The sequence below is a fragment of the Pseudomonas sp. LD120 genome, assembly GCF_009861525.1.
Taxonomy (GTDB): domain Bacteria; phylum Pseudomonadota; class Gammaproteobacteria; order Pseudomonadales; family Pseudomonadaceae; genus Aquipseudomonas.
On record NZ_WVHL01000005.1, the window covers coordinates 2,270,379 to 2,282,524 of the forward strand.

The 12,146-nt window shown below is 59.3% G+C and carries 8 protein-coding genes, 1 other RNA gene and 2 pseudogenes; 8 read left to right on the forward strand and 3 right to left on the reverse strand.

The annotated features are described in order from the left end of the window. Nucleotides 1–198 precede the first annotated feature (198 nt). The 7 genes and pseudogenes from PLD_RS24720 (at nt 199) to PLD_RS24745 (ending at nt 9,360) form a co-directional block, all read left to right on the forward strand. Entirely contained in the window at nt 199–858 is a 660-nt protein-coding gene (locus PLD_RS24720) for a GntR family transcriptional regulator (RefSeq protein WP_159897338.1), read from the forward strand. 2 nt (nt 859–860) lie between these two features. Then, nucleotides 861–4,349, forward strand: coding sequence for a chromosome segregation protein SMC (gene smc, locus PLD_RS24725; protein WP_159897339.1), 3,489 nt, complete (start codon nt 861–863; stop codon nt 4,347–4,349). A gap of 255 nt (nt 4,350–4,604) precedes the next feature. After that, entirely contained in the window at nt 4,605–5,459 is an 855-nt protein-coding gene (gene zipA / locus PLD_RS24730) for a cell division protein ZipA (RefSeq protein ID WP_159897340.1), read from the forward strand. A 108-nt stretch (nt 5,460–5,567) separates the two neighbouring features. Next, nucleotides 5,568–7,940 (forward strand): NAD-dependent DNA ligase LigA, encoded by a 2,373-nt coding sequence (ligA, locus tag PLD_RS24735; protein WP_159897341.1) that lies wholly within the window; start codon nt 5,568–5,570, stop codon nt 7,938–7,940. Nucleotides 7,941–8,018: 78 nt separating this feature from the next. Continuing rightward, nucleotides 8,019–8,187 (forward strand): annotated as a pseudogene (locus PLD_RS30495) (putative zinc-binding metallopeptidase); the annotation flags it as partial. 364 nt (nt 8,188–8,551) lie between these two features. Beyond that, nucleotides 8,552–8,648, forward strand: an RNA gene (ffs, locus tag PLD_RS24740) — signal recognition particle sRNA small type. A gap of 190 nt (nt 8,649–8,838) precedes the next feature. After that, nucleotides 8,839–9,360: a GrpB family protein gene (locus tag PLD_RS24745; RefSeq protein ID WP_159897342.1), complete on the forward strand. Its 522-nt coding sequence runs from the start codon at nt 8,839–8,841 to the stop codon at nt 9,358–9,360. A 55-nt stretch (nt 9,361–9,415) separates the two neighbouring features. Here PLD_RS24745 and PLD_RS24750 read toward each other — a convergent pair whose 3' ends face one another. From PLD_RS24750 to PLD_RS24760, 3 genes are all read right to left on the reverse strand, one after another. Further along, nucleotides 9,416–10,309: a DUF2167 domain-containing protein gene (locus tag PLD_RS24750; protein ID WP_159897343.1), complete on the reverse strand. Its 894-nt coding sequence runs from the start codon at nt 10,307–10,309 to the stop codon at nt 9,416–9,418. 137 nt (nt 10,310–10,446) lie between these two features. Then, the gene (locus tag PLD_RS24755) at nt 10,447–10,818 is read right to left on the reverse strand and encodes a VOC family protein (protein ID WP_159897344.1); all 372 of its coding nucleotides are present in this window, start codon (nt 10,816–10,818) and stop codon (nt 10,447–10,449) included. A 146-nt stretch (nt 10,819–10,964) separates the two neighbouring features. Continuing rightward, a complete protein-coding gene (locus PLD_RS24760) occupies nt 10,965–11,279 on the reverse strand; it encodes a helix-turn-helix domain-containing protein (protein ID WP_159897345.1) in 315 nt (104 codons plus the stop codon). Nucleotides 11,280–11,690: 411 nt separating this feature from the next. On the opposite strand from PLD_RS24760, the pseudogene PLD_RS31305 reads away from it, so the two are divergent. Then, nucleotides 11,691–12,005 (forward strand): annotated as a pseudogene (locus tag PLD_RS31305) (PAS domain-containing protein); the annotation flags it as partial. Nucleotides 12,006–12,146 lie beyond the last annotated feature (141 nt).

Genomic DNA, 12,146 nt, shown 5'->3' on the forward strand with positions numbered 1-12,146 from the left:
CGCAGGCTGCGAATATCAGCTGAACACGCTGGTCTTGCCCGCTGATCGCGACCTTGGGTGGTGACTGTGGGGAAATGCTCGAATCGCGATCAATCTGCGTGTTTCGTGGCAAATTCCGCTGTCTGGGCACTCCGCGACAAGGTATCAATTGCGCTACACTGCGCCGCTTGTGTCGATTAAAGATTTTGAAGGAAAACCATGACGTTCAAGGCGCCGGACAGTCTCGCCGAGCAAATCGCTCACCACCTCGCCGAACGTATCATTCGCGGGGATCTCAAGCCTGGGGAGCGCATTCAGGAGCAGAAGGTCACCCTGGCCCTTAATGTCAGCCGTGGTTCGGTTCGCGAAGCGTTGCTGATTCTTGAACGGCGCCATTTGATCGCCATCCTGCCTCGGCGAGGCGCCCACGTTACCGAGCTCACCGAGCATAAGGTTCGCAGTCTCTGCAGACTGATGAGCGAGCTGTACATCCTGTTGGGCAACTCGGTAGCCAGCGGTTGGACACAGCAGAGCGACATGGCTCCGTTCCTGCAGATCCAGCAGCGTCTTGAGGGTGCCTACCAGCGTCAGGACGTCCGCGCTTTCGTCGAAGACAGTTTCAGCGTCATGCGCGCGGCCTATCCTTTTGCCAATAACCCGTACCTGCAGGAGACCGTCGAAAACCTGCAACCGGCCATGAGCCGTGCTTATTACCTGGCGCTGGATCAGCGCAAGGCGTCGATGAGTGAGTACCTGGAGTTGTTCGAGCAGTTGCTGGCGGCGGTGCTGGCCCGTGATCTGGCGCAGATCCGCCAGGTGTTGACGGCCTATGCCCAGCGCAGCATCGATCAGGTGGTAGCTGCGTTGGCGGATGCGTAAGCGTGCGACTCAAGTGCATCAAGCTGGCGGGGTTCAAGTCCTTCGTCGATCCGACCACGGTGACCTTCCCCAGTAACATGGCGGCGGTGGTCGGGCCCAATGGTTGCGGCAAATCGAACATCATCGACGCCGTGCGCTGGGTGATGGGCGAAAGCTCGGCGAAAAACCTGCGTGGCGAGTCGATGACCGACGTCATCTTCAACGGTTCCACCAGTCGCAAGCCGGTGAGCCAGGCCAGCATCGAACTGGTGTTTGATAATTCCGACGGCACCCTGGTGGGCGAGTACGCGGCCTATGCGGAGATTTCCATCCGCCGCAAGGTGACCCGCGACAGCCAGAACAGCTACTTCCTCAACGGCGCCAAGTGTCGCCGTCGCGACATCACCGACATCTTCCTTGGCACCGGCCTGGGGCCGCGCAGCTACTCGATCATCGAGCAGGGCATGATCTCCAAGCTGATCGAGGCCAAGCCCGAAGACCTGCGCAACTTCATCGAAGAAGCCGCGGGCATCTCCAAGTACAAGGAGCGTCGGCGCGAAACCGAAAGCCGCATCCGCCGCACCCATGAGAACCTCGCTCGCTTGACCGACCTGCGCGAAGAGCTGGAACGTCAGCTCGAGCGTTTGCACCGTCAAGCCCAGGCTGCCGAGAAGTATCAGGAATACAAGGCCGAGGAGCGTCAGCTCAAGGCGCAACTGTCGGCCTTGCGCTGGCAGGCATTGGATGAGCAGGTGGCTCAGCGTGAGTCAGTGATCGGCAGCCAGGAGGTCAGTTTCGAGGCCCTGGTGGCCGAGCAGCGTAATGCCGACGCCGCCATCGAACGCTTTCGCGATGGCCACCATGAGCTGTCCGAGCGCTTCAATCTGGTGCAGGGGCGCTTCTATTCAGTGGGTGGTGACATCGCGCGGGTCGAGCAGAGCATCCAGCATGGCCAGCAGCGCCTGCGGCAGTTGCAGGACGATCTCAAGGAAGCCGAGCGCGCGCGCCTGGAAACCGAATCGCACCTGGGCCACGACCGCACGTTGCTGGCGACCCTGGGCGAAGAGTTGGCGATGCTTGAGCCCGAGCAGGAAGTGACCGCCGCTGCCGCCGAAGAAGCCGCCGCAACCCTGGAAGAAGCCGAAACCACCATGCACGGCTGGCAGGAACAGTGGGATGCTTTCAACCTCAGTTCCGCCGAACCCCGGCGTCAGTCGGAAGTGCAGCAGTCGCGGATTCAGCAGTTGGAAGGCAGCATGGAGCGTCTGTTCGAGCGTCAACGGCGGCTGGTGGAGGAGCGCGAGCAGCTCTTGGCTGACCCGGAAGACGCGGCGATCCTCGAACTCAATGAGCAGTTGGCCGCCAGCGAAGCGACCCTGGAAGACCTGCAGGCCAGCGAAGAGTCCCAGGTCGAGCGTCTGGAGCAGTTGCGCCAGCAACTGCAACAGGCTACTCAGGCCCAGCAACAGGCTCAGGGCGAGCTGCAGCGACTCAATGGGCGGCTGGCTTCTTTGGAGGCCTTGCAGCAAGCCGCGTTGGACCCGGGAACCGGTGCCGCGCAATGGTTGCGCGATCAACAGTTGGCTGAGCGCCCGCGTCTGGCCGATGGCATGCAGGTAGAGGCTGGCTGGGAGCTGGCGGTGGAAACCGTGCTTGGCGCCGATCTGCAGGCGGTATTGGTGGACGATTTTGCCGGCATCGACCTGGCGGGGTTCGAGCAGGGCGACTTGCGCCTTTTGACGCTGCAGGGTGACGCCTTGCGTATGCCGGGCAGCCTGTTGGACAAAGTTGAATCGCAGGTTGATCTGTCGCCCTGGCTGGGGCAGGTCAAACCGGTGGAAAGCCTTGAGCAGGCTTTGGCCTTGCGGGGGCAGTTGACTGCGGGGCAAAGCCTGATCAGCCGCGACGGATACTGGGTCGGTCGGCACTTTCTGCGGGTGCGCCGCGCCAGCGAAGCGCAAAGCGGCGTGCTGGCCCGCGGCCAGGAAATTCAGCAACTGACCGTGGAACGTGATGAGCGCGAAGCCAGTGTCGAAGCCCTGGAAAGCCAGTTGCTCAACCTGCGGGCCCAGCAGCGTCAGCAGGAGAACGGTCGCGAGCATCTGCGCCGGCTATTGCAGGATGAGGCCCGTCAACAAGGCGAGTTGAAAGCCAAGCTGTCCGCCGGCAAGGCCAAGGCCGAGCAGTTGAATCTGCGCCGTACTCGTCTTGACGAAGAGTTGGTGGAACTTGGCGAGCAGCGAGAGCTGGAGCATGAACAAATTGGTGAGGCGCGCCTGCAATTGCAGGAAGCCCTCGACAGCATGGCTCTGGACACCGAACAGCGTGAGCTGCTGCTGGCCCAGCGCGACAGTCTGCGCGAGCGCCTTGATCGGGTGCGCCAGGAGGCGCGCCAGCACAAGGATCACGCCCATCAACTGGCGGTGCGCATGGGCTCGCTCAAGGCTCAGCACGATTCCACTCGTCAGGCTCTGGAACGCTTGGCGTTGCAGTCCGAGCGCCTGACCGAGAAGCGTGAGCAGCTCAGCCTCAACCTGGAGGAGGGTGAGGCGCCGCTGGAAGAGTTGCGCCTCAAGCTCGAAGAGCTGCTGGAAAAGCGCATGACCGTTGATGTCGAACTCAAGACAGCGCAGATTGCCCTGGAAGAGGCCGATCGCGAACTGCGCGATGCCGAGAAGCGCCGTAACCAGGCCGAGCAGCAATCTCAATTGATCCGTGGTCAGCTCGAGCAGCAGCGCATGGAATGGCAGGCTCTGACCGTGCGTCGCAAGACCCTGCAGGAGCAGTTGCTGGCAGATGGCTATGATCTGGATGGCGTGCTGGCGACCTTGACCGGTGATGCCAGCGAGCAGGCCGCCGAAGACGAGCTGGAGCGCATTGCCGCCAGAATTCAGCGTTTGGGTGCGATCAACCTTGCCGCCATCGACGAGTACCAGCAGCAGTCCGAGCGCAAGCGCTATCTGGATGCCCAGGACGCTGACCTGGTGGAAGCCCTGGAAACCCTGGAGAACGTGATTCGCAAGATTGACAAGGAAACCCGTAATCGCTTCAAGGACACCTTCGATCAGATCAACGGCGGTTTGCAGGCACTCTTTCCAAAAGTTTTCGGTGGTGGCAGCGCTTATTTGGAACTGACGGGCGAAGATTTACTCGATACAGGGGTAACGATCATGGCGCGTCCTCCTGGCAAGAAGAACAGCACCATTCATTTGCTCTCGGGTGGTGAAAAGGCACTGACCGCGTTGGCCTTGGTATTCGCTATCTTCAAGTTGAATCCGGCGCCGTTCTGCATGCTCGATGAAGTTGACGCACCGCTGGATGACGCTAACGTTGGACGCTACGCAAGACTGGTTAAAGAGATGTCGCAGACGGTGCAGTTCATCTATATCACCCACAACAAGATCGCCATGGAAATGGCTGATCAGTTAATGGGCGTGACGATGCACGAGCCTGGATGTTCGCGCCTGGTAGCCGTGGATGTTGAGGAGGCGATGGCGATGGTGGACGCTTGAGTCCGGGCCGCTGAGGCGATTGTTGGGGGCAATTCGGGGAATTTGCCCCTTACTGAGCTGACCAATCGATAGATTGGCCATAACCGTTACGACAGACGGTGTAAAGTTGCCTTTGGTCGTGCTAGTTTAATGTCAATTTTTTCTATGCGTGGGCAAAACGCCATTCAGAACATAGAGTTGGCGCCACGTTTTAAAGCGGTTTGCAGATTGTAAACTCCTTATTTTTCAGCATTTTTTATAGAGGCACGGGATTACATGGAAATCGGTCTGCGCGAGTGGCTGATCGTCATCGGCATCATTGTTATCGCCGGTATTCTTTTTGATGGCTGGCGGCGTATGCGCGGCGGTAAGGGCAAGTTGAAATTCCGTCTTGATCGAAGTCTGTCCAATCTGCCGGACGACGAAGGCAGTGCCGAACTGCTGGGGCCACCCCGGGTGCTGGATACGCATAAAGAACCGCAACTGGACGAGCACGATTTACCGTCGGTGAGTATGTCGGCTCGTGAGCCTCGGGAAAATCTTTCGTCCAAGCGCGGCAAGCGTGGTGGCGAGCCGCATCAGGGCGACCTCAATCTGAATCTTGATCTGGACGGCGGTCCGAGCTTCAGTAGCCGCGACGATGATTTCCCGGCGGACGAGGACAAGTCCTCCAGTCATGGCGGCAAGGAGCCCGCGCAAGCCGAAGAAGTGCTGGTGATCAGCGTGATCTGTCGCGATGCAGCGGGCTTCAAGGGCCCGGCTCTGTTGCAGAACATCCTGGAAAGCGGTCTGCGTTTTGGCGAGATGGATATTTTCCACCGCCACGAAAGCATGGCCGGCAACGGCGAAGTGCTGTTCTCCATGGCCAACGCGGTCAAGCCCGGCGTATTCGACCTGGACGATATTGACCACTTCAGCACGCCGGCGGTGAGCTTCTTCCTCGGTTTGCCTGGTCCACGCCATCCAAAGCAGGCTTTTGATGTGATGGTGGCGGCAGCACGCAAGTTGTCTCAAGAGCTCAATGGTGAGCTCAAGGATGATCAGCGCAGCGTTCTGACCGCTCAGACCATCGAACACTATCGCCAGCGTATCGTCGAATTCGAACGCCGTGCCCTGACCCAAAAGCGCTAGGCTCGCGCAGCCAGCGCCCTCTCGGGACGCTGGTTTGCTAGCCAAGCCTGTGTGCCAATCTTCATATCGAGCAGCCTAGGCTGCTCTTTTGCTTTTTGAGAGAACCCCATGACCGCCGCCGAAACCCGCATTCTTGAGCTGCGCGCTGAGCTGGAGCAGCACAACTATCGCTATCACGTACTCGACGAGCCGAGTATCCCGGACGTGGAGTACGACCGGCTGTACCACGAACTCAAGGCGCTGGAGGCCGAGCATCCTGAGCTGGTGACCAGCGATTCCCCGACCCAGCGCGTGGGCAGCGCGGCACTCTCGGCGTTCACTCAGGTCCGTCACGAAGTGCCCATGCTCAGCCTGGGCAACGCCTTCGAAGAGGTTGACATGCGCGAGTTCGATCGCCGGGTCAATGAGGGGCTGGATCTGCCGGTGGGTGACTTGTTCGGTGGTGGCGCTGCGGTGGAGTACAGCTGTGAGCCCAAGCTTGATGGTTTGGCGGTCAGCTTGCTGTATCAGGACGGTGTGCTGGTGCGCGGCGCCACTCGTGGCGATGGCACCACCGGCGAAGACATCAGTGTCAACGTACGCACGGTGCGCAATATCCCGCTCAAGCTGCACGGCAGCGGCTGGCCGGCGACGCTGGAGGTGCGCGGTGAAGTATTCATGTCCAAGGCAGGCTTCGAGCGCCTGAACGCTGCGCAACTGGAGTCGGGCGGCAAGACGTTTGCCAACCCACGCAACGCTGCGGCGGGCAGCCTGCGTCAGTTGGACTCGAAGATCACCGCCAGTCGACCTTTGGAGTTTTGCTGCTATGGCCTGGGTCAGGTCAGTGCGGATATTGCCGACACCCACATTGGCAACCTTGAGCAACTCAAGCAATGGGGGATGCCCATCAGTCGCGAATTGCGCTTGGCCAAGGGTATCGATGAATGCCTGGATTACTACCGCGAGATCGGCGAGCGGCGTAATGCGCTGCCGTACGAAATCGACGGCGTGGTGTTCAAGGTCAACAACATTGCGTCGCAGCGTGAGTTAGGTTTCCGTGCCCGGGAGCCGCGTTGGGCCATCGCTCATAAATTCCCAGCCATGGAAGAGCTCACCGAGCTGCTGGATGTGGAGTTCCAGGTCGGTCGCACCGGGGCGGTAACGCCGGTGGCACGTCTGAAGCCGGTGAAGGTGGCAGGCGTCACCGTGTCCAACGCCACCTTGCACAACATGGATGAAGTGGCGCGTCTGGGGTTGATGATCGGTGACGCGGTGATCATCCGCCGTGCCGGTGACGTGATTCCGCAAGTGGTGCAAGTGATCCTTGAGCGCCGCCCGGAAAACGCTCGCCCCGTACAGATTCCCGAGCGCTGCCCGGTCTGTGGTTCTCACGTTGAGCGCACTCAGTTGGTCAAGCGCAGCAAGGGCCGGGAAACCATCAGTGAAGGCGCGGTGTACCGTTGCGTTGGCCGCCTGGCCTGTGCTGCTCAGCTCAAGCAGGCGATCATTCACTTCGTTTCCCGTCGTGCCATGGACATCGAAGGTCTGGGCGACAAGACCATCGAGCAACTGGTGGACGAGGAGCTTATTGCGTCGCCGGCGGATCTCTACCAGCTCAAATACGAACAGATCATCGATCTGGAAGGTTTTGCCGAGGTTTCCAGCAACAAGTTGCTCAAGGCCATTGAGGACAGCAAGCGTCCGGCCCTGGCGCGGTTTATCTACGCCCTGGGCATCCCCGATGTAGGCGAAGAAACCGCCAAGGTCCTGGCGCGCTCACTGGGCAGTCTGCAGCGAGTGCAGCAGGCGTTGCCGCAAGTATTGACCTATCTGCCGGATGTTGGTCTGGAAGTGGCCCACGAGATCCACAGCTTTTTCCAGGACAGCCATAACCAGCAAGTGATCGGCGCCTTGCTGGCCACTGATCAGTGCGGTCTGCAGTTGCAGGATCAGGGCGAGTTGGGCGCAGAGTTCGCCGCCAGTACCACCTTGGGCGGCATGCTCGACAAGCTCAATATCCCCTCGGTCGGTCCCGGTGCCGCACAAAAGCTGGCGGAAAAGTTCGGCTCCCTGCAGCGGGTGATCGAGGCGGACTGGCTGGACATGCGCCAGACCCTGTCGGAGAAGCCCGCCAAGGCGGTGCGCGAGTTCTTTGACAATCCGGCCAACGCCCAATTGGCCCGGGCCATTGAAGAGCAGCTCAGGGTATTCGGCATGCATTGGCAGAGTGAAAAGAAAGTGGTCGAGGGCCTGCCGCTGGCTGGCAAGACCTGGGTGCTTACCGGCTCTCTGGAGTTGATGAGTCGCGACGTGGCCAAGGACAAATTGGAGAGCCTGGGGGCCAAGGTGGCGGGGTCCGTGTCAGCCAAAACCCACTGTGTCGTCGCCGGTCCGGGTGCCGGTTCCAAGCTGGCCAAGGCCAATGAGCTGGGACTCAAGGTTCTGGACGAAGCCGCTTTCGTCGCCTTCCTCAGCGAGCATGGCATCTCCGTCTCGGCTTGACCCCTAGGAGCTGGCTTGCAGGCGAAGCCTTTGGCCCGCGAGCCAGCTGCGGGTAGCCGCGAGGGGGGCGATGAGGCCGCCTGGATCGAACTGGCGGGCATGCTCAACGAGCTGACGCGGAACATGGGGCAGGCCGGAGGTCTATCCTTTCATCCTGCCTGTAGCGGTGATTGCCAAGTTGCAGTTCATTCACTTGGTGATCCAGGGCGAAGCTGGCAAGGCCGATGAGCTGTCGGCCCAGACCTGAAGGTGCGGCAAGAGGGCGCGCTTTCTCATGGCATTGGTTGCGCGCGTCACAGGTGGGTGGGCGTTCGGTGTTCAAGAGTTGCCGAGTTCACAGCCGCATCCGCGCTGCCGGTGCATTCCCTTGGTGGCGGCCTATAAAACAAAGCGAAAACTCCACAGCGCCTCACGTGCTTGTCTTGCAAAGGGTACGGCGCCGATACCCTTGGCCGGTTCCGGCCCCCCCCCGCATCGCGGGGTGTTCCAAGGAAAGTAGCCAAGTGCTTGACCGCCCTCAGATTTTTAATCTGCAAGTAGCGGTTGTAAGTTCGACTCAGATAGGTACAATGGCGCGGCTCGCCGACAGGCGAGCGTCGTTATGGTGACCCCATCGGTCCCCCCGCAACGATTACCCGTGAACCTGGTCAGAGCCGGAAGGCAGCAGCCACAGCGGGAACATTGTGTGCCGGGGTGTGGCTGGTGGGGTTGCCTCCATAACGCCTCTCGTTGGTCCTCGACGAGATTCATCAAATTCCTCAAGATTCTTCAAGATCGCGCAGCATTCCTGTTGGCGTGTTTTTTCGTGCACCTTGTTTTTGGCTCGTGAATCCCTGTCCCGGCAAAACTGTGCGCTCGGTTCCTGGAACATCCATCGCCTTTGCTTCAAGGAGTGCTCATGGCGCTAACCAGTAAGATTTCCCTCTATGACAATCAGTGGCCTGCGGCATTCAGGGCCGAGAAGGCGCGTATAGCCAAGGGGTTCGGTTCCGAGCTCATGGATGTTCAGCATGTGGGCAGCACCGCTGTGCCCGGTCTGGCGGCCAAGCCGGAGATTGATCTTTTGGTCGTAGTGGCGCAGAACCGGGATGAGGAGGCGCGCACTGCCTTCATGGCAGGCTTGGGGTATGTCCGGGGTAGCGATCTTGGCCTGGGGCATCACTTTTATCGTCGTGATGTCGATGGCGTGCGCACCCACAAGGTTCATGTTTGTGTCTCGGGTCATGAGCAGATCGAGCGCATGCTGAATTTTCGCGATCTGCTGCGCCAGGACAGCGATCTGCGTCAGCAATACCAAAACCTGAAGCTTGAGCTTGAAGCACGCAATCGCGAGGGCGTTGGCGAGTATCTTGCGCAAAAGGCGCCCTTCATCGACGCGCTAATGCGCAGAGCGTCAGGCGCGTCGATGAAGGTCACTTAAGGCTGCTGGCTGGAGTGGCCTGGATTACGTCTTCTGAGGGTGGCGCGACAGGGCGTCAGCCTTTTTTCTTGAACAGTCGGCCGGCGAATGCGGCGAGGGCGAGTACGCCGATGACAATGAATTTCTTGCCGGCCAGCAGCAGTACTCCCAGCTTGGCGAACAGGCCGGCCTTGCTGGCCAGGCCGCCGGCCACCAGCGCGGCCAGGCCGTAGGAAGCCAGTTTGTCGGTGCTTGGGTTGTAGTCGGCGTAGCGGTTGCCATCAGTGAAGTTGGTGAAGGCCAGGACTTTGGGGATCTCGCGTTTGATGGTGTCCAGGTCGTCCATGGACGCGACTGCATTGAGTTCCAGTACGCCCTCGCGCCCCAACACGCGAATGCTGTAGTTCAGCGTGTTGCTCTCGGCGCCTTCGGCCTTGAGCTCGCGGGCCCAGTACATTTTGTGGGTGTGTGCGTCGTAGCTGGGTTGTTCGGCCCAGCCCACCAGGTGGATGGCGCTGTAGCCCTGTTCCTTGCGCTGTTTGTTGTCTTCCTTGTCCTCTTCCTTCATCTGCTTGAGCAGCGCTTGGTAGTCGATTTTGGCGGCGTCATCGTCGGAAATGTGGCCGTCATTCTTGTAGCTGATGATTACCCCCCAGCCTTCGGCGGACAGTGGGCTGACCGCGCTGGGTACGATCATGCCCAGGGTACTGAAGCCGGGTGGGTTGCCCCAACCTTCGGTGAGCAGCGTCTCGGTGTCCTTGGGGTTGAGGTAATAGAACTCGTTACTCAGGTCGAGACTGGCGATATCCCCGGGTAATTTGACGTTGCCATGGCGTGGGGAGAGTGTGGCGAGAAACTGCTCGGCGGTTTGTGGTTCGGTATCTTTGCTCTCGGCCGGGGTGGCGGCACTGGCAAGCCATGGGGTGGTGCAGAGGACGGTCATCGCTAGGAGGAGGCGCAGGTACTTCATCGTATTCCCTTACAAATTGTGACAAATTGGCGGGGGAGAATAACGATGAGCGTCAGCGGGCTCAATGAGACATTTCTATTAATTTTCAGGTCGAGGTTGGAAAGGCGCCGATATCAGCGCCTTTGCTGGGTTGCAGCTCAGTTGACCGTGAGATGGAGCGCGCGCAGGCGATGTCCGTCCGGATCAAGGGCGAGCAGGGTGTAGCCGAAGTCCATTTGGGTGGGAGGTTGGGCGATGGTCATGCCCAGGGCTTGCCAGTGTCGATGCAGTTCATCCACCGCTTCGCGGCTGTCGACGGCCCAGCCCAGCTCGCCGCCGCCACCGGTTGCCTGGGCGCTCGGTTCAACCGTGTGCCGGGACCAGAGGCCGAGCTTGATCCCCGAATCAAGGATGAACAGGGCGAAGGCGGGGGATGATTCCACCGGCTGCTTGTCCAGCAGGCGGCTGTAGAACTCCGCGCTGAGGGACGGGCTGTCTACATAGAGCAGGAAGTAGGTGTTGTTGATCATGACGGCTCCAGGGATCTTTGGGTTGTGCTGTGGGCACAAGCTTATGGGCTGGGTCTGTCAGTTCCTGTCAGGAGTCGCGGATTAAAAAGAGGCCAACTTATCAGGGGTGATAAGCCTGCCTCTTCTGGTGGGGTTGTTGCGGGTGTTCAAGGCTTGGACAAGGCCTGGTCTACCGCTGCTATCAGCTTTCCCAGATCCTTCGGGGGGGCTTTGTGAATGACACCGAACAAATAAGCTCGCTGTTCCTCTTCGTCGCCCAGATCGGCGAAGAAGGCTTTCAGCTTCACTCCCAGTACTTCGGCTAGCAGAAATAGAGCTTCAACGCTGGGGGTGTAGGTGCCGGTTTCGAAGCGGCTGATGGTTTTTGGGTCAAAACCGGTTTTTTCACCTAGTTCAGCCTGAGTAAGCCCCGCTACCTTTCGATAGCGCTTGATGGCTGCACCCAAACTTGAAATTTGCATCGCTCAATTCCCATTTAGAATCAAGAACTTAACGATAAATCTTGGCATTAGACAACGCCAGTTTTCATCACCTTGCCTTGCAAAATGTGATGTATTTCGTAGAATCGGCGCTTCGGACAGGTATTTGGTGATCTAGTTTCAGAAGGCAGGTTTATGAAACAAGAAATCATTGCATTTCCCTTGTTCACCTAAACCGAGGGCTTGGCAGAGGCTCGAACGTCTCGTAAATCCCGCCAACGCTTCGTCCGCCGTCCCCACCTGACGCCTTATCTGATTTTAGTTGATCTTCGTTGAATTGACGGTCAACTGCCGCGCAAACCGCTGTACGGCTGCAATCAGGGCGAACCTATCGATTGAGTTGTACCGCCAGGAAAGTACATCGCTAATCAATCCATTGCCGGGTGCCGGTAAATGTTGATCGCAGGCAGTCTATGGAGTTCTAAAGTGCGTCTCAATTTGCCGGTCACCTCTGTTGAACAGACCTTTCCCGACCAGCAGCGGCTCATATCTGCCACTGATATAAACAGTCATATCACTTACTGCAACGCGGAGTTTGCCGCAGTGAGCGGTTTCAGCCAGGCCGAACTGATCGGTAGTCCTCACAACCTGGTGCGCCACCCGGATATGCCAGCAGCAGTGTTCGAGTCAATGTGGGGGTACCTGAAAGCAGGACAGAGCTGGATGGGGGTGGTGAAGAATCGCTGCAAGAACGGCAACTTCTATTGGGTCAGCGCTTACGTCACGCCCATCCTTGACGATGGGCGCTTGGTGGGATTTGAGTCGGTTCGGGTCAAGCCTACCCGGGAGCAGGTGAGCCGCGCCGAAGCGTTGTACGCCCGGTTGCGGGCCGATAAGTCGCCGGTTTCG